17 protein-coding genes and 1 pseudogene are annotated in these 21,894 nt (G+C 41.4%); 11 read left to right on the top strand and 7 right to left on the bottom strand.

Annotation, left to right across the window (positions count from 1 at the left end; all coding sequences use genetic code 11):
- The first annotated feature begins 124 nt into the window (after window positions 1–124).
- The 7 genes from PQO03_RS04505 to PQO03_RS04475 all read left to right on the top strand — a co-directional run bounded on the left by PQO03_RS04505 (window position 125) and on the right by PQO03_RS04475 (window position 6,437).
- Complete coding sequence (locus PQO03_RS04505; RefSeq protein ID WP_274151464.1) at window positions 125–862, top strand: DUF3450 family protein; 738 nt, start codon at window positions 125–127, stop codon at window positions 860–862.
- Window positions 859–2,199: a MotA/TolQ/ExbB proton channel family protein gene (locus PQO03_RS04500; RefSeq protein WP_274151462.1), complete on the top strand. Its 1,341-nt coding sequence runs from the start codon at window positions 859–861 to the stop codon at window positions 2,197–2,199. Before PQO03_RS04505 ends, PQO03_RS04500 begins: the two co-directional genes overlap by 4 nt.
- Window positions 2,199–2,831, top strand: a complete 633-nt coding sequence (locus PQO03_RS04495; protein WP_274151460.1) for a MotA/TolQ/ExbB proton channel family protein — start codon at window positions 2,199–2,201, stop codon at window positions 2,829–2,831. The genes PQO03_RS04500 and PQO03_RS04495 overlap by 1 nt, the downstream gene beginning before the upstream one ends.
- Entirely contained in the window at window positions 2,828–3,235 is a 408-nt protein-coding gene (locus tag PQO03_RS04490; RefSeq protein ID WP_274151458.1) for an ExbD/TolR family protein, read from the top strand. The genes PQO03_RS04495 and PQO03_RS04490 overlap by 4 nt, the downstream gene beginning before the upstream one ends.
- 71 nt (window positions 3,236–3,306) lie before the next feature.
- Entirely contained in the window at window positions 3,307–3,987 is a 681-nt protein-coding gene (locus PQO03_RS04485; RefSeq protein WP_274151457.1) for an energy transducer TonB, read from the top strand.
- Window positions 3,987–5,210, top strand: a complete 1,224-nt coding sequence (locus PQO03_RS04480) for a tetratricopeptide repeat protein (RefSeq protein ID WP_274151456.1) — start codon at window positions 3,987–3,989, stop codon at window positions 5,208–5,210. Before PQO03_RS04485 ends, PQO03_RS04480 begins: the two co-directional genes overlap by 1 nt.
- Before the next feature lie 189 nt (window positions 5,211–5,399).
- The gene (locus PQO03_RS04475; RefSeq protein WP_274151455.1) at window positions 5,400–6,437 is read left to right on the top strand and encodes a protein kinase domain-containing protein; all 1,038 of its coding nucleotides are present in this window, start codon (window positions 5,400–5,402) and stop codon (window positions 6,435–6,437) included.
- A 469-nt stretch (window positions 6,438–6,906) separates the two neighbouring features.
- Here the strand turns inward: PQO03_RS04475 and PQO03_RS04470 are convergent, their stop codons facing one another.
- Window positions 6,907–10,962 carry an outer membrane protein assembly factor BamB family protein gene (locus tag PQO03_RS04470; protein ID WP_274151453.1) on the bottom strand — a complete coding sequence of 1,352 codons (4,056 nt, stop codon included), beginning with the start codon at window positions 10,960–10,962 and terminating at the stop codon, window positions 6,907–6,909.
- Between the two features lie 3 nt (window positions 10,963–10,965).
- On the bottom strand, window positions 10,966–11,919 hold the full coding sequence (locus PQO03_RS04465) for a hypothetical protein (RefSeq protein ID WP_274151451.1): 954 nt from the start codon (window positions 11,917–11,919) through the stop codon (window positions 10,966–10,968).
- 318 nt (window positions 11,920–12,237) lie between these two features.
- Here PQO03_RS04465 and PQO03_RS04460 point away from each other — a divergent pair, with 318 nt between their 5' ends.
- From PQO03_RS04460 to PQO03_RS04445, 4 genes and pseudogenes are all read left to right on the top strand, one after another.
- On the top strand, window positions 12,238–13,005 hold the full coding sequence (locus tag PQO03_RS04460) for a type II secretion system protein (protein WP_274151449.1): 768 nt from the start codon (window positions 12,238–12,240) through the stop codon (window positions 13,003–13,005).
- A gap of 338 nt (window positions 13,006–13,343) precedes the next feature.
- Window positions 13,344–14,102, top strand: coding sequence for a prepilin-type N-terminal cleavage/methylation domain-containing protein (locus PQO03_RS04455; RefSeq protein WP_274151448.1), 759 nt, complete (start codon window positions 13,344–13,346; stop codon window positions 14,100–14,102).
- A 120-nt stretch (window positions 14,103–14,222) separates the two neighbouring features.
- A pseudogene (locus tag PQO03_RS04450) lies at window positions 14,223–15,687 on the top strand (IS1380 family transposase).
- A gap of 371 nt (window positions 15,688–16,058) precedes the next feature.
- Window positions 16,059–16,835, top strand: coding sequence for a prepilin-type N-terminal cleavage/methylation domain-containing protein (locus PQO03_RS04445; RefSeq protein WP_274151447.1), 777 nt, complete (start codon window positions 16,059–16,061; stop codon window positions 16,833–16,835).
- Between the two features lie 19 nt (window positions 16,836–16,854).
- On the opposite strand, the gene PQO03_RS04440 is transcribed toward PQO03_RS04445, so the two are convergent.
- From PQO03_RS04440 to PQO03_RS04420, 5 genes are read right to left on the bottom strand one after another with little or no spacing between them, the layout of a single operon-like run.
- Window positions 16,855–18,327: an arylsulfatase gene (locus PQO03_RS04440; RefSeq protein ID WP_274151445.1), complete on the bottom strand. Its 1,473-nt coding sequence runs from the start codon at window positions 18,325–18,327 to the stop codon at window positions 16,855–16,857.
- Window positions 18,328–18,338: 11 nt separating this feature from the next.
- A complete protein-coding gene (locus PQO03_RS04435) occupies window positions 18,339–19,331 on the bottom strand; it encodes a GDSL-type esterase/lipase family protein (protein WP_274151443.1) in 993 nt (330 codons plus the stop codon).
- 1 nt (window position 19,332) lies between these two features.
- On the bottom strand, window positions 19,333–20,244 hold the full coding sequence (locus PQO03_RS04430) for an alpha/beta hydrolase (protein ID WP_274151441.1): 912 nt from the start codon (window positions 20,242–20,244) through the stop codon (window positions 19,333–19,335).
- Window positions 20,245–20,273: 29 nt separating this feature from the next.
- Window positions 20,274–20,855, bottom strand: a complete 582-nt coding sequence (locus PQO03_RS04425; RefSeq protein ID WP_274151807.1) for a sulfatase/phosphatase domain-containing protein — start codon at window positions 20,853–20,855, stop codon at window positions 20,274–20,276.
- Window positions 20,780–21,772 (bottom strand): sulfatase-like hydrolase/transferase, encoded by a 993-nt coding sequence (locus tag PQO03_RS04420; RefSeq protein ID WP_274151439.1) that lies wholly within the window; start codon window positions 21,770–21,772, stop codon window positions 20,780–20,782. Before PQO03_RS04420 ends, PQO03_RS04425 begins: the two co-directional genes overlap by 76 nt.
- Window positions 21,773–21,894: the final 122 nt, after the last annotated feature.

The raw sequence follows: 21,894 nt of genomic DNA, 5'->3' as shown, positions 1-21,894 counted from the left end.
ACTTAAAATAGATCCTCAGACCACATTAACCTTAACTTGAGAAATGATCTCATTTAGCCTAGAAAAAAGACTTAAGTCCACTAAGTTCTTGAATAAATTCAGCTGACACACTTACAGGATAATAATGAAAACAATTTACTTATTTCTAGTCTATTTGCCGAGCCTGCTTTTTGCGCAAGAAGCTCTTACACAAAAAGACATGTTAGAATTGATTAAAAAAACTAACGATATCGATCTCAAACTGCAGAATCAAGATCTGCAATGGCAAGAAGAAAAACAAGTTTTAAACCTTCAAATCAAGCTCATTAAGCAAGAGCTAGACAACTCGAAGAGCAACAAACAAGATCAAGAACAGCAATTGGCAAAATTGCATACTAGCTTGGATCAAGCTAAGAAGCAGCAAGCTCTACTCACTCAAAACAAAAAAGCCTATCAAGACTCATTGGAGAAACAAAAAAACATCCTTATCAGTCAATGGCAGCCAAAGTTACCTAAAGGTCTAGTCTCACTCATTCAAAACGAATATGATGAACTTAATAAAAGTCTTGGCATCAATCAAACTTTAGCCAATATTCAATTATATACTCAAAGCTATCTCGAACTCCAAAGTAAAGTTCATGTACTAAGCGAATCTCATATTATCGAGGGTAAAGAATGGCAGCTTTCCTGCCTCTATATTGGAACCGCCCAAGGCTATTTCATCAACAAAGACAAATCCCTTTGTGGCACACTAAACTTTAAAGATACTTGGCAGGCTCAAGTCGATAGCTCCATGCTAAAAGATATCGAAACTGCCTTTGCTCAAACAAACCGTGATGGTCGCCCCGCTCTAGTTAATTTGAAATTGGGGCTTAAAAAATGAAGAAAGTACTTTTTAGCTTATGCTTCCTTTTAGTCAATGCTTATGCCGTCGAACTCAGCCAAGTATCCAAAGATCTTCAAGCTTCTTATCTAGGCGCTAACAAAGCACTGGCCAAGCAAGAACAAAGCATATTTAAAGAACGTCAAGCACTACTCACCCAAATGGATGCAGACAAAGCAGAACTCGCAAAATCCGCTTCTCAGAATTTAGATAATCAAATATCTTTACTACAAAAAGAACTCGAACAAGTTTTAAATGATATCAATCAACTGGAAGACGAACAAGATGATTTCAAAATAGCTCTACTCGATCAAAGAAGAGAATTTGAGTCACTCATAAGTCAGCAAGAAATCGATCAAGAGCAAACGAAATTAAAAGCATTAGATAGCTTAATCGAAAGTAAGGATTTCTCTCAAGCACTGAATAGCTATTTCGACATTACTTCCAGCATTGTGAATCAAGGCTCGACGACTCATTTAGGCAAAGCTAAAGTAGCGAATATTCAAGGTCAAGTATTAGAAGCCGATAGTCTATCCATTAGTCGTGCCAAGCATTATTACAAACTCGAAAAAAGTGCTGGAATCGGCCAAATAAAAAACAATTCCCCCTACCCGCAAATCATTCCCATCAATGGATCTGAACAAGCTTTTAGTGATTTTGCGGAATCCGCAAACTGCACTCTACAGTTCGACTTTTCCGATGGACTCGTTTTTAAAGATTCCGCTAAAGAAAAAACTCTCCAGGACCATTTAAAAGCGGGTGGTATCATGGTCTACCCCCTTTTATTCCTCGGCTTCATCTGTATCATTATTGCACTCTACAAATTCATTCAACTTTACTCCATCAGGAGTCAATACGATGATAAAGTCATCAAACTCATTTCCTTGATCAAAGAAGATAAACTTGAAGAAGCTGAGCAATATGTAAAACAGCTCAAGAAACCCATTCGTGCACTTCTCGGCGAAGCCCTCAAATACAAAGATGCCCCTCGCGTTGACTTGGAAGAATTACTCAATGAAACCATTTTAAGTGAACTCCCACGTCTTGACCGCCTGATGCATATCCTCTCAGTCTCTGCTGGTGCAGCTCCACTCATGGGCCTACTAGGAACCGTTATGGGTATCATCAAAACATTCGAAATGATCGGCATCTACGGAACTTCCGATGCCAACCAACTCTCCTTGGGTATTTCAGAAGCCCTTGTCACTACGGAAGTTGGCCTACTCGTCGCCATTCCCACACTCATTACCTATGCCTTGCTCAATCGTCGCTTGCGTACCATTATTTCCAGCTTAGAAAAAGCTAGCCTAAGCTTTATTAACGGATCGCGCGCTTAATGAACTACTGGCAAACAATCATTAACATGTGGAGTGATGCCGGTTGGTTTTCTCTGGCACTTTGGTTTTTGTCAGTCATTTCATGGATCTACCTGCTTCGCGTTTACCAAAAACTCAAGCATAGCTGGTTTAATACGAGTCACTTGAGTCATGAAATTACTCACCTCTTATTAGATGGTAAAAGCAAAGAAGAAGTTCGACTTTGGCTCTGTCAAAAAAGTGGGCTCATCCCCCATATCATCAACTATGTCTTAGCCACAAAAGATCATCGTAAAATCACCCTTCAAGAACGCTACGAAGAAGCAAGTATTTGCGAAGTCACTGCCATCCACAAAGAATTTGGCGTTGTCGATGCCCTCGTCAAATCCGCTCCATTACTAGGATTACTGGGTACTGTGGCAGGTATGATTCAAACTTTTGCCGCCCTCAGTCAATCAGGTGACATCACCCTTGTTTCTCAAGGTATTTCCAAAGCTTTGCTCACTACGCAACTGGGCTTACTCATTGCCCTGCCTGGCGTTTTTGCTTCCGCTTATTTAAAAAGAAAATTCCTACGCTTATCTACCGAGCTCGAACGCTTAATCTATCACATCGCCAAACTTGGTAATAATCCCCAGGACCTGGCCTCATGAGAAAACTCTATTCACGTTTAAAAATGGATGACGACACTCAAAATGTCGATATGACTCCCCTCATTGACATGGTCTTTATCCTCTTGATTTTCTTTATCGTCACTTCCGTTTTTTCTAAAGATAAAGGCATGGATATCGAACGTCCCTCGCAACAATCTGCAGGAAAAGTTGCTTCTCAAAATATTATGATCACCCTAACGGAAACAGGTAAACTCAGAGCCGATGGACGAGATATATCTTTCAATAGCCTGCGCTCCTATGTCTCCAAAAAGATGAAAACAAAAAATCAAGCGGTGGTCATTATGGCAGATGTCGATGCCGACGTCGGTGATTTAGCCGACATCATGGATGAGTGCCGCTTAGCAGGTGCTAAAAAAATTAGTTTAGCTACCGAGTCTGAATAATGACCAACAATAGCGAAATCCTTATTTATCGAAGCTCCAAATCTTCCTATAAGATGGCCTGGGTAAATTGTATGTTCGCAATTTTATTTGGTTCCGCATTCTTCCTCCTGCTCCCCTTCATGAACAAAGCCAATAACCCCCCTGAAAAAATCATTGAAGTTAGAGAAATACCGCAATTTGTCAAAAAGAAAAAAGCTATTAAAAAAACTCAGTCCGTTCCCAAAAAGAAAATACTCAAAAAGCTTAAAACTCCCACACCAAGGCCTCCCACCATTGAGCCCATCAAACCATTAAATATAAAGATGGATTTAGCTCCTATTTCATTTGCTAGCGATATTCAATTCACCCCCATGAGCCTGACAAATGACTTCAATCATGACTTCGATATCAGCCCTCCTATCCCTGCTCAAAGCACGGCTTCTCAGGCTCCCTCTAATTCAACTAGCCTTGATTATAGCGGCGTCTTTGAATTAGCCGAAGTCGATCAACAAGCGCGTCGCCTCAAATTTGTTCAACCCACTTACCCACGTCGGGCCATGCAACGCGGCTTGACCGGAACTTTAAGCGTTGAAGTCCTGATCACTAAAGAAGGACAAGTCTCCACTTACAAAATTTTGGAATCTCCACATCGAGGGGTTTTTGATAAAACTTGCATCAAAGCCCTGCTCGCAGAAAACTACAAGACAGCCCTCAAAAATGGCCGTGCCGTCAATTCAAAAAGAATTATTAATTATGATTTTAGGTTAAAATAATGAAGTACCTATTCTACCTTTTCAGTCTGAGCCTCTTGGCTCTTGAGCCCAGTGTCCCACGCGAACAAAGTCGCCAGTACCAAGACATCATTGAACTGATCGCAAAAGAACCAAAAAAAGCACTCGATAAACTTCAGGCAATGGAGCCCTCGCGTTCCCCTGTATTTGATTACTTGCAGGGAAGCCTCTACCTCGATCAAAAGAATCAAAAATTGGCGATCTCTAGCTTTTTAACTGCCATCAAAAAACTCCCCGAATTCACTCGTGCCCATAAAGCTCTGGCCCATATATACCTCCAAGAAAATAACAATACCCTCGCACTCAAACATTTATCTGCAGTCATTCGCCAAGCTGCCGCTGACCTCAATACATGGAAAAATATTGCCTATATTCACATGAGCCTCGAAAATTGGCAAGCCGCTTGGTTTGCCTTCGAAAATGTCCGTCTTTTTGATCCCGAAAATAAAGAAATCAATAAATACTTTCTCGATATTCGCATGCACCAAGAAAACTACGCCGATGCCCTCATCATTGCCCGCGAAATACTCGACAAAAACCCTCAAAATCGCAATGTTTGGCTCAGCTATATCTCTTGCCTCAACCAAGTCGATAAAAGCGAAGAAGCCCTCATGAACTTTGTCTTATTTGACCAACTTTTTGAACTAAGTGACTCAGAAAAAATGAACTTGGCTAGCCTCTATTACTCTCAAGGCAACTACATAGCTGCGGCCAAACACTATGCACAAATAAAAGGTGATATGGCAACAGATGCCACACTCAAACAAGCCTACGCCCTCATGAGTATACAAAAATACGATCAAGCAGCAGTCGTCTTGGCTAAACTCGATAAGCTCAAATTTGAAAACAAAGAAAACTATTACCAAATCTACGCACAAGTAAAAATGAACTTAGGCAAACAAGAAGAAGCTCTCAAACTCTATCAAGAAGCCCTGAAATATAATGCCGACAATGCCATTACGCTCATTTCCATTGCGCAATTAGCCGAGCAATTAAAAGACTACGAACTTGCTATCGAATACTACACTCGCAGTGCTAAACACAATGACTATCGCCTCAATTCTCTTATGCGGAGATCGCGAATCTACCTCATTCAAAAAAAGTGGTCCCTTGCACAAGCTGATGCACAAGCTCTACTGGATTCTAATATCGACAAAAACTCCCAAGCCTTTGCTCAGCACATCCTCCAAAGCATCCCCAAATAATAAAACCTCTCAATTATTAGAAAATAGGCTCTTTCTAGAGCTCATGACTTCAGTTGAAAATATGACTTATTCCCAAGTCTTATAAGACTCACACAATCTTAACTAATTATGCATAGTATTATCGTCTTCCCTTTTTATCTTAGCCGTCTTATTTAAACTAGAGAGAATTGATTAGCTATGCTGGATTTAATGACTGAACACGTACAAGTACTGTCAGGCACCGAAATAGACCAAAGGCTAAATATAGATCTGCTATCTGTAGCAAAACAGAACTCGCAAAATCATAGAACTCTTTCTAGTCAGGTAGCGCTTGCAGATCCTATTCAAAGCAATGTCCAAAAATACCAAAGTCTTATCACCTGCTCTAATTGTGAAGCTAGTACATCATTCCAAATCACGGAACTATTTGAAAAAGTTCAATGTCCCCATTGCCACCTAAAATTTCGTGTACCTATTGAAACAAACTTATTTATTTATGATAAGCATATTTATGAGAGTGACTTCATTAATATTTTTCGCGCTCAAAATAAAAAAGCTGATATCAATTGTGATGTCGTTGTTTACGAAAAAACCCATGCTGCTCCGCCTTTAGAAGAACTCAAAGACATCTTTACTTTTTACGCTTCAATTGAGATCAAGGATTTCCTTTCCCCCCTTCATTGTACTGAAGATGATTCCGCCTACTATATTTCAAGAGAAAATTCACCTTACAGAATGAATCACTACCTTGCCGAATTTGGAAAGCTACCTAAAGATCAAGTCGCTTTCATTCTCCATAAAGTATGTAAAACTGCTCATTTCCTAGCGAAAAAACGTTGCTTTGGAGCCTTTCTACCTTCAGATGTTATGCTGGAACTCGATGGCACCGTCAAATTAGCCGATTATAGCATTAGAGAACTTATCCTCTCTAGTATTGGACTTCATTCGACTATCGCTAACTCGAGCCTCGCTCCTGAGCTCATTTCAAGCAAAGACCATGACGAAGCGAGTTCCGTTTACTCTTTGGCCATTTTGGCCATTACTTTCCTTACTGGGAAGCCGCCTTTTACGCAAAAAGATCCATTAGCAATTGAAATCGAAAGAGCTCAATTCATCGAAACTTTTGACAATAAAAAACTGCCTTCCTTCCTTAAAATCATGTTGGACCCTGATCCCCTCAATCGACCCAATTTTTCCAAGTCGGGCGAATTCTTCAAACGCCTTCATCGAAAAAATAAATCTGCTTAATCATTTTACATACCTGAGCGTAAAGCTGTGAATATAATGGATTTCAACAGGAATTTTTTCATCTTAACACTCCATAATGTATATCAATAAAAACGCTGGCAGACCTTTAGTTTAGGCTTCATCGTCACAATAATAGCTTAGAGATATGAAATTATTATGTCTAAAAAAAGGGGTATGATTTCACACCCTCGAAGTGGATGAATGTACTCAGCCAGGGTGAAACCCCAGGTGGACAAATACATTATAAATTACGTCCTCGACGAGGGCGAATCAATTGACCATCTTCGATGATCTAATGATGAATAATCAATTCCTTGGGAGTGGGCTTCACCTTCCCCCCAAGGCTAAAAAAATGACGCATCTTCGATGCTATTAATTTGGCGACAATATAGTCCTTTCCCTCCTCAGATCACTGGACTCCCAGAGGTCTGAGTTCTTCAGACTATTCTATGATGATTAAGGTGGGTACTTATTCTCCTGCGTGGAAAGAAATTCCACTTATATGAGTCCTTCCCTTAACTGGGATGAGCTTGATTTTAGTCTCGCCACCTGCAATAGAAAATTCCTTATACTGAGTACTTGAGAAAGGACTGAAATTCTCCAATACGCGCTTGCCATTCACTTCCACGTGAAAAGTAGAAGCTTCCACTTTGGGGAAATAAAGGCGTAGTTTATACTTTTTGGCACTGAGCTTAATCTTGAATTCATTCAATCCTTCAATCGAGTTATTCTTCACCCAACTAAGTCCACCACTGAGCGAGGCACTGCGATGATAAGCAAGTTTATCGCCTGCAATCGAGAAGAGCTTGGTTGAGCTCTCATCTGTGGAGGGGTAATTCACCCAGAAGAGACCCTTGGCATCCATGCGATCACCTGGTGCTCCAAAATTGATCCCCAACTGCTCGACCTGCTGATTACTCGAGAGTTCGAGTCCTGGTCGTGACTTCACCCAATAATCGAGTTCGGGCATGTGTACCATGCCAAGTGAAGTCTGATTCTGATAAGCGCAACTACAGGTACGAGTATAATCCGGTGCATTGAGCACGCCATTTGCGACCACTAAATTAGACGTACAACTAGATTTAAAGCCCCCAAAATTACCGGTCCCAGTGAAAGTAGTGAGGTCGTAAAAACCGGCTGCACCGGAGCGAAAAGTAAGTAAATTCTCAGAAGCAATTGCCGTATTACAACCATAAGTACGCGTAAATTTCCAAGGTTCCATTTTACCCGAGACCGCATTCTTTACTAGACGTGACTTACCAGTCTTCAGATCGTAAGCACCTGCAGAAAGTTTACCACCCTCGACGTTGGTAATAATGGTCTCATTATGAATCATCATCGGTCCCGCATATTTGCGTTTAAGATCCTGCCACAAAACCTTCCCATTTCCACCCTGATAAGCGACCATGCCCATGGCTGCCTCCATATTACTACGATCCCTTGCTTTGGATGTTCCCTGTATAAGAACGTCGTGCTGCTTGGAATAACCGAGCCATGTCCCAAAAATACCTTCTGTATTTGACCAGAGTTCCTTGCCCGTTTTCAGATCTAGACAGAGCAAACGGTACTGATCAGGAAGTGATTTTCCACGACGTTTGAGTTTTGACTCGAAAGTCGAAGGGAGGCGATCGAGTAGATAAATCTTTCCCTCACCCGCCACAATACAGTTGTGTAAAAAACTATAATTCGCCTTCACTTGCCATAGCTTTTCTCCACTATGACGATCAAAAACTGCGAGTCCATTGGAGCCCGAAAGATCAACGTTCTGAACCCAAGAATTCATTTTTTTAACTGGAGCCTTCTTGGTATAATTCGCAAAGCCGGTTCCTCCAATTAGAAATTCCTGCTCCAGACCTAGGAAGGCCCAGGCCTGCTCATCACCCTGCTCGTTTTTTGGAATATGTACGTCCTTGAGATCGCGCCCCGTGGCGGCATCAATGATATGGCAGGTATCACCCTCGAGTACATAAACTTTGTCCGCTAAGGCAACATAGTTGGTTCCGCGGCCACCGGCACCGGGAATATGCACCTGATTATACGCAGTACTTAGGGGTGTATCTTTATAAGTCTTATCAAAGTAAACACCGTAGTTTCCAAGGTTCTTGAATTTCTTTTTCCACAAAGGTCGGCCGGTATAAACATCACGCGCCGAGATCATATCCATGCCCTCTATCACGAGGCGTCCTCCTACGACCTGCTCTGGGGGACCGTGTCCATGACGCGGTAAAACTTCTAGGTTCGAGTTGCCACCAAACCAGAGCACTCCCAAGGGCAGCTTAATCAACTTATCGTCGGATTTCACTGTATTAGCCATGTCGCCGTACATATGAGTCCAATCGGCACTGCCAGGTAAGGCTCCTTGCTTAAGCACGAACTTTTCGCCCTTGTATTGTTTCAACTGAGCTTGAGGTAACTTCAGTGCCGCTTTAGATGAATGCTTACCCAAAGCGAGCACTCCGCCATAGGGGCGTAAGGAGCTCCACAGCGCTTTCCATTCAGTAGTGGTATCTGTGAAATTTGCGCCGAGCGCAATCAATTGAAAAATATAGGAAGGAGCTTTGAATTCATCGAGGTTTTCAGAAAAGATACTGACCCGTTTGCCATAGAGTCCGGCCGCATCCAACTGGCTTCGCCAATCATTCAGCTTAGCTAAAGGAACCCCCAATACCAAAAGCTGCATCTGAGAGGCTTTGAGCAAGGCCGTGATTTCATCTAGTGAAGAGGGTCCAACTAACATTGCATAGGCCTTATCATCAGCCGCCATTTTAACAAGACTTGTGGCGCGTGTCACTGCAAGCGCTGCCGGCCTAACTGATGCAAACTTATTCTTGACTTGGCGAAACTTAGCTGTTTGATTTGAGTAAACCGTAATTCTGCCCTCGAGACTGACTGCAACGAGTCGATCTGAAGCTGCTATTAGACGCACAATTTCGTCTTGCGTAGCTAACTTAGTGATTACTTTTTGCTGAATACAATCAAGCACATAGATACCCTCGGCCGTAGCCGCATAAATTGTATTTCCCGTTTTTATCATATCGCTGACGGCTGGCAGCTTCACGCTCCATTTCTTCGATTTTTTGGCCTTCCCTTTTACCCAGGTCTTCTTATTCAGTTCACCAGCAAAAACCTTCTTCCAGTCCTTTTTGTTATTCGAGACATAGACTTCAATCGCCTCAGGCTTTCCTTTGTCCCTTTTTCCCGTAGGTGGCAGAAAATGTAAATTATCAAAATCATACCAAGTACCGAGAGATATGCTTAACTCGGGAACTGATTTTTCCTTTTTACTCAGCCAGTAAGTTTTTGAGCTCTTGTCGAAGGCATAGCCCACTTTCTGTCTTCCTTCGCTGGAGCTAACCGATTTCTCATGCCAATGAGCCTTATCCATGGGAATACCGTCAATCATAATATTTAGATCGGCAATACCAAAGTAACCATCCTTTAGCTCAGTTCCACGCAGCTTTATATAGCGCATTTTCTTCACCGCGGGGAAACTTATTTTATAACCCGGATCCCCAGTTTTTGGCGCAAAAAAGTTTTTGCGATCAAGGCAATGGAGCTGACCATCGAAATATGTATAGAGCGTATCACCCTCGAGAATTGGTTCCTGTAAAGACAGTGCAATTTCCTTGCCTTTTTTCAAATCATGAGCACGAACTCCGAGCAGGCGAGTATGAACATAGAAATACTCATCATCGGCAAAAACTGAGCTTCCGCCCACGCCTTTCTTACTTGCAGCGTGATTAAAAAAGAGTTCTTTTCCGCTCTTCGCATCATAAACTGCTGGAATCGAACGACCTCCAGGAATAACGAGTTTGTCACCAGAGACTGCCAGCACTCCCTGGGGTGCAATACCGGCAAAGGCAAAGGTGTTGTGCGGCTGTTTAATGTAGTTGAAGCTCGTACCATCATTGAGCCAAATCACCTTGCCACTCTTAGCATCGAGGCAATAAAAATAAGTCCCCATAAAAGGCCATATACTCGCCGTAAAAAAAACCTGACCATCTTTCACTACCACACCGCCACGGGCCGGCCAAGCGGATACTACACGCTTATTCCCTAGCGCTTTGCGGGCCGAAGGTGCACCACGAAATTTCCAATTTAACTCGCCACTCGCCGCATCTAGGCAGTAGAGGTAACCATCATCAGAAACGAGATAAATATTATCTCCCCAAGCTGCGGGGGCCAAACGCACTGGACCTCCAGCAAAAAATTGCCAGAGCTGTTTACCACTCTTGATATCATAAGCAACAATTTTATCGCGATCATTAAAAGCCAAATAGAGTCGGCCATCCTTAGCTATTGGCTCGAAAGCACGATCGTAAGTCATTAGGTCCCAATTCAGTGCATCATCCCATACCTGCTGACGTTTATTAAACTGCAAAGCCCAATCGGGCTTTAGACCTGCAGGTAAAGCTTCCTTAGCACTAGCGCGATGACCCGCGTCTGCGCGCCACTGAGGCCAATCATCAGCAAAACTTGAAAGAGAAATAATTAAGAACAATAGAGTATGGGAAATTAGATGCATTTTTTACCTTTTAATAAAAATTATAAAACTGCTGATGACAATAACGAGCAGCAGACCGGCGCCGAGATATAAAGCCAAGGATCCATTTATTTCATGTTCTGGACTATCGGGAAATTTTTCTGGCACAGGCTCATTTGACGCAGGGGCCTTTGAGGGGGGATTCTCTGCTTTAAAATCAAGAACTCCACTCAACTCAGGTAGACTCTTTTCGACAATCTGTGATTTGCCTTCCAGTGCTTCTTCCCAATTAAAATTAAAAAGTAAATCAAGGCCGGGATTTTGATTCTTTATCTCGCAGGAACAATCACCCGACAAATAAGTACTCATCTCATTTATATTCTCTTCATTAATTCCCTGAGCAATTACGGGTTCGAGCACACGGCCACGACCAAAAACGGGAAACACCATGCTCTCATCAATTTCCATGAGGTCATTTTCCACCGTAAGTAGGCTCGCAATAAAATAGCGTTCTTCTTTCGAATCGCGTTTGATTGACAAAGTCGAAAATTTTAATTGCCGATCTTCCTTACTCAATTTCTTCTCCGATGAGCGTAAGCCCTGCTCCAAGGCCTCCTGCTCTGGTAACTGACCATCTTTAGTCAAGGCTACCCATACCACTGAATCACCAGCAATTAGACGTTTGGCAATCTCGCGACGCGCAGGAGAATCAATCAGCGCAGCATAGGAAAAATCTTCTTGCTCTTCTACCAAAAAGGGACTATTCGCATGGGGAAAATAGACTTTAACTTGCTGAGTAGATTTTTTTTCAATACTAAGATTGCTGTTATCATCAACTTTATCGACTTGCAGTGTCTCAGGTATTTCAAGTTTAAATTTATCCGCTTGCCAGCGTTCCAGTGCATAACGAAACACCGGTACATCACAGGCGCTAGCCGTCAGCCCCACGAGGCTAAAAACGACTAATAAAAGTATAATTTTCTTATCTATTTTTTTCATTTCAAGTCAATTCCCTAAAGCTTATTTCTCAGTAAGTTCGCATTGCAGAACAGATCCTGTCACCCTCTTTTATAAAATAGAGTCATTTTGCTTGTTTTCCCTTGGGGACTGAGCATTTCATAGAACTAATTTCATTCGAAATTGCCATTGGATCATTATATAAATCAATAGTTTACATTTTTGGTAGTGATTAAGCATTTTATATAACAAAGCCCTCAAAATGAATGATTTACAAAAAATACTGTATCTTTTTTGTATCAGCCAAAAAAGTCCCTTGCTAGAGATACTAACATAATATAAATATAAGGTGCTTTCGCCATGAAAAAACAAAAATTCACTCTCATCGAACTACTCGTTGTCATCGCCATTATTGGCATCCTCGGCTCCCTGCTTCTTCCGACTCTAGGTAAAGCCAGAAAAAAATCTCAAATGTCTGTTTGCAAAAGCAATATGAAACAATTACATATCGCATATATGATGTATACGGATGATAACGATGATTACTTCCCTTTTGACACAACTAATATGTCATGGAATGATCATTTAGCTGGATATGATGGCCGAAATGTTGACTATGCCGACCTCAATACTAATACGCCTCTAAGTGCGAGCCAGTATTCTGAAGGTTTATACGCCTGCCCTTCTGATTCTGTTGCACGCGCAGCTGATACACTAACTCTCTCTTATTCCCCTACTTTATTAACAATTCACGGTGGTAGTACTATTAACTCAGGACAGCGAGGAATCACTGGTTTACATTGGGGATCTGGTGCACCCGTCTCGCTAAAAACTAGTGAAATAAATCAGACCAGCATCACTCTATCTACTCTTGAATACATGGCTTCGAACAACACACTTGGAGCTGCAGGGCGTCACCCTTCTCTAGGTGGAAAAAGCATGGTAATGCCTAGTACTTTTTTAGCTAATCCCGATAATATCCCTCATGAAGAATCAGGGAAATCTAATTTCTTATTTATTGATGGCCACGTTGCATCACTGACTTCCCAGGCGACTCTCGCGATTAGCGGTGGTGGCGTGGGAACTGCTTCCGCAACAACGGGCACCATGTGGGATGCCAATAAATAGCTCAAGGTCCATCACTCATGTGCCTGCCCCAGCCTTTGGTAGATGTGGACCATATAACGTCATATTCAAGGATACTATCTAGTGAAGACCCCCAACAAGGAATTGCTGGGGCTATCTTTTTCATTTCTTAAAGCTCTTCGATATTTTGAGCTGAGACTTTTTTTATCATATGACTCTATATATCAAAGATACATTTATTTTTTGTGGGAAATAAGCATTTTATATAATAAAACCCTCAAAATGAATACTTTACAAAAAAATATCTATATTTTTTGTATCATCATAAAAAGTTCCTTGCTAGAGATATTAACATAATATAAATATAAGGTACTTTAGCCATGAATAAAAATAAATTCACTCTGATCGAACTACTCGTCGTCATCGCTATTATTGGCATACTGGCATCCCTTCTCCTTCCTTCACTAGGAAAAGCGCGTGAAAAAGCGAAAATCGCGGTGTGTCTAAATAATCTCAAACAAACAGGGTTTTCTGTCACCATGTACGTAGATGACAATGAAGGTTATTACCCCTACGCTGCTGGTAACTCAGGATATGGCTGGGATGATTTCCTAAGTTCTTATGACGGCAGAGATCTCACTGATGCGCAAATAACCGCAGGTGCTGGTGTAAATGGTCGCTGGGGGGCTACTTTCACAGATCGATCTGGTGGCGCAGATCATGGCGCAAGCTACAGATGCCCTCTTGATGAAAGAACTGATGGTACTTATATCCTCAGAACTTATGGCCCAACTCAAAAGGGAGGCAATGGTTATCAAGGGATTTACGGTGTGTGGGATTCTAGAAATATAAGTGAGATTAATAGTACATCTAAAGTCAGTACCTTTGCCGAAAATGCTGCCCCCTTGGCTAATAATAATAATCTCCGCATTCATATGGGCTGTTCTTGGGAATTTAGTGGTATACAAGCCAGTGTTTTTGAACTCAATGAGCCCTATCACTCCGATTTGAAATTTAACTTCCTGATGGCTGATGGCCATGTCACAAAAATGAATCTGATTCAATCACTCGTCACCAATGACGGCTCATTAGCTACGACTTCCGATGTGAGTGGTTCGACTTGGGATGCCACTCGCTAAAATCAATGTGTCCTATAATTCCTCCCCAGATTTTGGAAGCCGACACTTTTTTTCATCATATGACTCTCTCCATCAAAGAAATGTCTATTTTTGTAGTGATTGAGCATTTTATCCTAAGAAATACGCTTTAGGCATAAAACTTTCACTGGGGAGGTGAAAAGTGGCGTTTGGGCTAAATTAGTTTCGACTAAAAAACACCAACCCAAAACACCACAGAGTTACGATGCCCAAGAAAAACAAAAAAACTAGAATAACCCAGAAAGAATGTCGTAGAAAAATCAAAGAAATTGGAGTCACCACAAACTGTCTAAGTTCACGATCAGGATTAGCACCTTTTGTTAATTTCATTAATGGCACTGGCATTTGTGATGAACTTGCGAAGGTATTACAAGATTTAAGAAAAAGTAAGAAAGGGATAAAGCTTGAAGAAGCCTTTTTTCAGCTTGTGCTCTTTTTTACAGACGGTACCGAAAGTAGTTTAAAAACTTTCGATACCTTGCAGAAAGATGAAGCTTGGCAAAAACTCTTGGGCTGTAAAAAAGCTCTAGGTACCGCCGCCTTAAAAAGAATTCTTCACAAGGCTTATACGGTAGATCTTGAACTACTTCGTCCTTTAGTCCGCAGGATTTTCCTTAGTGCTCTCCAAGATAAAAATCTGCAGAAAGTCATTCTTTTTCTCGACTCCAGTGTCTACGATAACGACGGAGCTAAATGTCGCGCAGGAGTAAAATGTACATACAAGAAAAAAGAAGGATACCATCCCATCAACCTCATCTGGGATGGTATGTATGTTGATACTTATTTTCAATCGGGTCATTGCTCAACAAATCACGATGGTGTGGCAATCAAGATGTTACAAGAAATAACCCCAATGATTCGTAAGACCCTTGGAGAAGACATTCAGATCATAGTGCGTATGGATGGAGGTTATTACGATCAAAAGATTTTTGCGGCTTGCGACGAGCTTAAAATCAACTTTATTTGTGCAGGAAAGCGTTATTCAGACCACAAGATACATGCAAATAAAAAAATAGAGGAGTTCGATGGTATCTATAGTAAAAAAGCCTGCACTTGGCATTACCTCGCTTTTCAAGAACGACGAGCGACCTGGCCAGAAGAAATGCAATATAGAGCTTTGTTTTTACGACCAACAGAAGAAAATGGAGAAGCCTTATTAGGTTTGGAAAGTCGTATTATTCTTACAAATCTTGATGTGAAAGATTGTTCCGATCAAGAATTAATTGATTATGACCATTCTCGTGGAGCTGATGAACTTACCCACCGTGCGGCTAAAGACTTTGCTAGTGAGAGAATGCCTTGTCTCGATTATCACGCTAACTCTTTTTGGTACACAATGGGGATTATATCCTTCAATCTCTTTCAGATTTTCAAACGTAATATTGCGGGCTTTGCTTGGAACTGCTACCCAACGACCATACGCCGTAAACTATTCGATTTAGCAGGGAAAATCATTTATACAGGACGCTCTTTTAAACTGAAAATCACTCAGTGGAAAATGAGAGAGTTGAACTTTGACGAAATATGGGCGAAGTCACTGATACCTTGGGTTATTCCCGCACTTTAACCGTTACCATACATTTTAAAATAGGGCTTTTTTACTGAGTCCTAAAATCGTCACGCCCACATGCTGTTAATATACGCTTTTTTTACCTCTAAAGACTTGAAAATACGCCATAATTTGATTGCTACCTTGATTTACTCAAGTTGATCATAAGCTATGAACGGTTAGAGTGATTTTGCCCTTGTTGAAATCTCTAAAATAGACCTCACGCACGCGTATATTTACTAATGTAAAATATAATCGTACGAATTAGGTTTATATAACAAAACCCTCAAAATGAATGATTTACAAAAAAACATCTATCTTTTTTGTATCAAGATAAAAACTTCCTTGCTTGAGATATTAACTTAATATTATTATAAGGTATTTTAGCCATGGACAAAAAGAAATTTACTCTCATCGAGCTACTCGTGGTTGTCGCCATTATTGGCATCCTCGCTTCGCTTCTTCTTCCTTCACTTAGTAAAGCTAGGGAAAAAGCTAAAATGGCCACATGTAAAAGTAACCTCAAGCAACTACAAATTGCCTACCAGCTGTATTTTGATGATAATGATGGCTACTTTCCCATCAATAGTGGATCTATGTCATGGAGTGATAATCTAAATGGCTATGATGGGAGAAATGTAGCCTATGCAGACCTCAATACTAACGCCGCGATATTCCCCACTGATGGTTATAGTGCTGGACTCTACGCTTGTCCCTCTGATGATGTCCAGCGCTATTTCTCCGGTGCCGATGGTACGGGTCCCCAAGCTTTGACTTTATCCTATGCTTTGACTCGACAAGTGAGAGGTTCTGTGGCGGGGTTATACAACAATAATCGTGGCATATCTGGCTTTTTAAACGCAACTCCATCAGAGGCCTTAAAGACAAAAGTTTCAGATATTCTCCTTCCTTCCCAAACGATTTCTACTTTTGAATACATGTCTTGGGATCGTTGCCTTGGGCGCAGTCATTTAAGTCAATTAGAACTCAGTAGTTTTTTCAATAATCCTACTAATATACCTCATGAGGGCTTAGATAAATCGAATTACTTATTTGTTGATGGACACGTCGAATCATTGAATTTTTTCTCGACTATGGTAAGAACTGATGGTGGCTCTGGATCAATCTCAGACCATCAAAACACCATGTGGGATGCTTATAAATAAGCAAATCTAGTAATACTACTTAGAGTTGAGGTACATCCCATAAGGGTATGTCTTTAGTCTTTAATTGTTCTTTATATTTTAAATGAAAGGGATTCGGCTCCATCTTCTGATGGCCCTCATTAATCATATAGGGCCTGACTTCAGACCACCAAGTATCGTAAGATTTTTGCATTTCTTGAACTATTTCGGGGTATTGTTCAGCCACATTATTTTTCTCTGATGGATCACTTTTAATATCATAGAGTTCTTCATGATTCACCAAGCGAAACTTCGTATTGCGTACCGCAAATCCAGCTCGACCAGGTCTCTTATCATATTGTGATCCCTCTGGGCCTACATTATTTCCCCAGCGACCTATATGAAAAAACAAATTCCGCTGAGCAAACTTTGCGTCCGCATTTGCTAAGAGAGGCACTAAACTTTGACCATCTCTCTTTTCCTCGATCTTGACTCCAGCCAAGTCCACTAGCGTAGGTAAAAAGTCTATGTGTGCACTCAAATTTTTAATTTCTTGGCCCTCCTTCAGAGTGCCTTTCCAACGGAAGAAAGCGGGAACTAAAGTCCCCCCCTCATTTGGAGTTTTTTTGAAGCCCTTCAAGCCACCTTGATAGGCAAATAAATCTTCGCCATTTTTACTACCTAGCTTTTGTTTATTAGTCACTAATTCTGCAAAACCATTATCAGACATAAAAATAATCAAGGTCTTTTCATCGAGCTCCCAAGCCTTGATTTTTGCCATTAATTTGCCGACATTATCGTCAATATTTTCAATCATGCCGTAAAAACCCATGTCACTCTTTTTGTAACCATACTGCGCAAATTTCTGACGCTTTGACTTGGGGGCAACATAAGGACTATGGGGTGCATTGGTACTAATATAAGCAAAGAAGGGTTTATCCTTAGATTTTTTAATCCATGCCAAGGCTTGATCAAAGAAGACATCGGTACAGAAACCCTCAGTTTGAACAAACTTACCATTGTGACGAATGATTGGATTGTCATATTTATTATTGGGAACATCCATGGGCTGACCTATGCCGCCATAACCGTGAATAAAGACTTCATCAAAACCTCTGGAACCCGGTTGATAGGCCTCTTCGTAACCCAAATGCCATTTTCCAAATATACCCGTCGTATACCCTGTTCCTTTTAATATTTCAGGTAAGGTTTGAACATCTAAAGTCATACGCGCTCGGGCTCCGCCTGTGTGAGTTACGCCATTCTTAAAGGGCACATTGCCCGTCAAAAGTGCGGCGCGACTCGGTGCACAAGTTGGACTCATGTGAAAGTCAGAAAAATAAGTGCTCTCACTAAATAACTTATCGATATTGGGCGTTTCCAACCACGGATGTCCCTGACAGCCCAACTGCCCCTTACCCTGATCATCGGTTAAAATCAATATAATATTGGGCTTAGTTCCCTTTAAATCCTGTGAATAAGACACCGGTATGAAAGCAAGGAACAGGGTATAAATGATTAGGTGTTTTAACATTGTCTGACCTCTCAATAATTAAATTTATCTTTTTTGATCATTATCACACCCGTATTCTTTTTATCGTATTTATTGAAGTTATAGGCATAAACTTTTTGGTATTCCTCTAGACTCACGGCCTGATCACCATTGGCATCAAAATGTTTAAAGATCCCCTCTTCTGGGTATTCATTTGACTGAATCAAACCATCTTTATTGGCATCCTGCATCTTGAAATGATTGGCCCAAAAGAGTTCGTACTCTTCACGGGTCACCTGCCAGTTCGCTTCAATTAAGCGATCCATTGTACGATAGATGTAATTAAAACACGGTGTCTCTTCGCTTTTAGCTGCATTTCCTGGCTCTAACCCTAGGGATTGAATCATCTTTGGGGTGATAACTTTGAGCGCACCATCATAGAGCGGATGAATGCAGTCCGGCATATACTGAATATAGAGTTCTGGGCTCTCTTCGAGCACTTTTTTCCATGACGCATTATGATCGATCAATTTAAAGCCGTGTCTCTTGGCCTCATCCCTATACATCTGATAATAATCGGCAATTTTGGGACGCTGCACTCCCGTATGGCCAACGGGAACATTCATCGTCATGAGAATAATCTCACACTGCGGATTTTGTTTCAAAATACGGCGGATCATATCCTCAAGGTTTTCTTGCGCTTTCTCAACACTTACCTTTCGTCGTTCGACGGCATCATTGATCGCAAACTCGATAAACACCGTGTCGGGCTTATGCGCCAAGACCTTTTTATCTAAAGCACCCTTGCCCCAGCTTGAGTTAGCACCGCCCTGCGCTCCGTTCACTACCTTGGCCTGCCCAGGAAATTGCTGATTCAAGACCACCTGTAATTGTCCCACCCAAGCGCCCACTGCCGTGAGGCTAGTGCCAAAGGTCACAATCGTTTGTTTCTCCCCTGCCTTTAAATTTTCGACGAATTGAACCTTTGGATTTGCGCTTACACAAAGTGAAAAACTACAGCATAAAAATATGAGCATATTTTTCATCTTATTTCCCCAATAAAATTTTATAAACAAAGTCATCGCGATTAGGGAATTCCTGCGATCGATTTTTCCCGATTGACAAATAAATCTTATTGTGACCCAGTTTATCTGATTTTTCTTTCATTTTAAGGCCAAACATGCCGTGATGAATACCGTGCCCAAGGCTCTTAGAAGGCAGGCTCATATCACCGCCATAAGATAAAAGCATCGGAGGATCATCCTTAGTCAAATGATTGTAGGGTGAATACTCTTTGTACAAAGCCTTGTGCTGATCATAATTTTTTAAGGCATCCTCAATGTTCTTCTCTCCCACAGCCTTATAGATCATCTCATGATAAACATTGGGACCAATCCAGGGTTCAATTTGTTTTGGATCAATTGAACTTTGTCCACCCGCTACTGAGATACCTTGAACTCGTGATGATTCACGTTCCACCGGATCTTTTGAATTAGGCTTAGCCAAATCATCGTGACAAGCAATCCACATCGATGTACAGGCACCCGCACTACCACCGCTCAAGACAAATTTATTCTTATCGATATTCCAATCTTTAGCTTTGTAACGCAAGAACTGCACCGCGCGAGCAGCATCCAAAACCGGAGCTGGTAAAGGGTCAGTCGCCGTTAAACGATAATTGATCGCGGCAACGGAGATGCCTTTGTCCAAGAATTTTTGAGCCCCCTTAAAGCGATTCTTATCCCCCACAACCCATCCGCCACCATGAATATGGATGTAAACAGGCCGCGGCCCCTCTCCTTCGGCCTGCCAAAAATCGATTTTGTTGCGGTCAAATTGACCATAACTTACATCCGTATGCGTGGCCTTAGGCTCTTTTGCTTTTTTATTCTTTTTTTGTGCGTTCACAGCAAAACTTAAGCTTACACATAACAACAGCAACAATACTTTTTTTATCATTTTTTAAATCTCTCTTATTTCGTTTTAAATTATTTTAAACTCATCAGTGCAGGTGCATTGACTGAATCATCATCCACTTCTTCAATGAGTTGACGCAATTGTTTTTTTAAGTTTTCTTTAAGCTCTTTATATTCGGGCTTATGCGCCAAGTTTTTCATTTCTTCTGAGTCACGCTCTAGGTCAAAGAGCTCCCAGCGGGCTTGTCCCTTCATTGCCGGGTAATGAATGAGTTTGTAACGCTCAGTACGCACCCCAATCATCTCGGGTAAGCGTTCACCATGGGAATAAAAATGATAATAAGAAGCCTTGCGAACCTGATCTTTCTGACCCAATAAAAGCGGCTTTAATGAAAAACCCTGCATATCTTCGGGAATGGCGGCCCCCGCAAAATCTAAAATGGTGGGCGCAATATCGACATGGCTGGTCATTGATTCGTGAACCTGACCCGACTTGATCACACCGGGAAATTTCACTAAAAACGGCGCGTGAAGAGGATTCTCGTACATCCACTGCTTATTATAAAAGCCATGCTCACCTAAGGAAAACCTTGATCGGAAGTGTAGATCACTAAAGTATTTTCCTCTAAACCACTCTCTTTCAAATAATCCAATACACGCCCGACGTTATCATCCACAGACTTGACTAAGCGGTAATAGCCCTTGATGTATTCTTGGTACATTTTACCCGTGAGTTCTTTTCTCGTTATATTTGGGTTGTCTTTTTCCAATTGTTTACGGTGCTTTTGAAATGACGGCCCTAATACAAGGCGATTTGAAGTCATTTTTCCCGCTATAGCACGAGGCGTTCGACCCTTATAATCATCGTGCAGTGTTGCGGGTTCGGGAATGGTCACATCCTTCAAATAATCTTCATCTCTTGTTGCAGAAGTATAAGGCGCATGAGGTGGCTTGGGATGTAAGAGCATACAGAATGGCTTGTTCTTATCCTTTCTATTCTTGATCCAATTGATCGCCTCGGTGGTGATCACATCATTATTATAACCCTGCAATACTCGACCACCCTTCATATAGGATTTGCGGTCTTGTGGACTCCAGGCTATCCATTCGTGTTGAGCTTCAAAAACGCGCGGATCAAAAGGCATGCCCTGCATTTTCTGAACACAATAATAATCAAAGCCCGTGGGCTTAGAGAGTAAATGCCACTTGCCCAAGAGCGCCGTTTCGTAACCCGCGGCTTGCAAGAGCTTGGGAAAAGTCTGTTGCGAACCATTAAATGATTGATTGAGCTTGGTGACACCATTCTTGTGGGAGTATTTTCCCGTCAGCGTTACCGCTCGTGAAGGCGTACAGAATGAATTGGGTACCAAGGCATGATTAAAGCGCACCCCACCATCAGCAATGCGATCCAGTCCGGGAGTCTGAATATCCTTATTGCCGTAGCAACTCAGTGCTTTCTTAGCGTGATCATCTGAGAAAATTAGTAAAATATTAGGTCGCTCAGCTTTCGCTAATAAGGAACTCGCAAATGATACAAAACCTAAAACCGTTAAGCCTATTAACTTATTCATATTTATTCTTACCTTATCAAATTATATCCTTAAGGTTTCAAACCTCATTGGATCTTGATATATTATACAAGGAATAAATATGTTCGTTACAAAAAACGCAATTTAAATTACATGAAGCTCAT

This window comes from Lentisphaera profundi, from assembly GCF_028728065.1.
Classification (GTDB): Bacteria; Verrucomicrobiota; Lentisphaeria; order Lentisphaerales; family Lentisphaeraceae; genus Lentisphaera; species Lentisphaera profundi.
The sequence above is the reverse complement of the archived record's forward strand: the minus strand, read 5'-3'. Positions and strand labels throughout refer to the sequence as shown.

Bases quoted from the DNA above. Each gene is read 5' to 3' on its own strand.
- PQO03_RS04505 (WP_274151464.1), top strand. From the start codon at position 125: ATGAAAACAATTTACTTATTTCTAGTCTATTTGCCGAGCCTGCTTTTT.
- PQO03_RS04500 (WP_274151462.1), top strand. From the start codon at position 859: ATGAAGAAAGTACTTTTTAGCTTATGCTTCCTTTTAGTCAATGCTTAT.
- PQO03_RS04495 (WP_274151460.1), top strand. From the start codon at position 2,199: ATGAACTACTGGCAAACAATCATTAACATGTGGAGTGATGCCGGTTGG.
- PQO03_RS04490 (WP_274151458.1), top strand. From the start codon at position 2,828: ATGAGAAAACTCTATTCACGTTTAAAAATGGATGACGACACTCAAAAT.
- PQO03_RS04485 (WP_274151457.1), top strand. From the start codon at position 3,307: ATGTTCGCAATTTTATTTGGTTCCGCATTCTTCCTCCTGCTCCCCTTC.
- PQO03_RS04480 (WP_274151456.1), top strand. From the start codon at position 3,987: ATGAAGTACCTATTCTACCTTTTCAGTCTGAGCCTCTTGGCTCTTGAG.
- PQO03_RS04475 (WP_274151455.1), top strand. From the start codon at position 5,400: ATGACTGAACACGTACAAGTACTGTCAGGCACCGAAATAGACCAAAGG.
- PQO03_RS04470 (WP_274151453.1), bottom strand. From the start codon at position 10,962: ATGCATCTAATTTCCCATACTCTATTGTTCTTAATTATTTCTCTTTCA.
- PQO03_RS04465 (WP_274151451.1), bottom strand. From the start codon at position 11,919: ATGAAAAAAATAGATAAGAAAATTATACTTTTATTAGTCGTTTTTAGC.
- PQO03_RS04460 (WP_274151449.1), top strand. From the start codon at position 12,238: ATGAAAAAACAAAAATTCACTCTCATCGAACTACTCGTTGTCATCGCC.
- PQO03_RS04455 (WP_274151448.1), top strand. From the start codon at position 13,344: ATGAATAAAAATAAATTCACTCTGATCGAACTACTCGTCGTCATCGCT.
- PQO03_RS04445 (WP_274151447.1), top strand. From the start codon at position 16,059: ATGGACAAAAAGAAATTTACTCTCATCGAGCTACTCGTGGTTGTCGCC.
- PQO03_RS04440 (WP_274151445.1), bottom strand. From the start codon at position 18,327: ATGTTAAAACACCTAATCATTTATACCCTGTTCCTTGCTTTCATACCG.
- PQO03_RS04435 (WP_274151443.1), bottom strand. From the start codon at position 19,331: ATGAAAAATATGCTCATATTTTTATGCTGTAGTTTTTCACTTTGTGTA.
- PQO03_RS04430 (WP_274151441.1), bottom strand. From the start codon at position 20,244: ATGATAAAAAAAGTATTGTTGCTGTTGTTATGTGTAAGCTTAAGTTTT.
- PQO03_RS04420 (WP_274151439.1), bottom strand. From the start codon at position 21,772: ATGAATAAGTTAATAGGCTTAACGGTTTTAGGTTTTGTATCATTTGCG.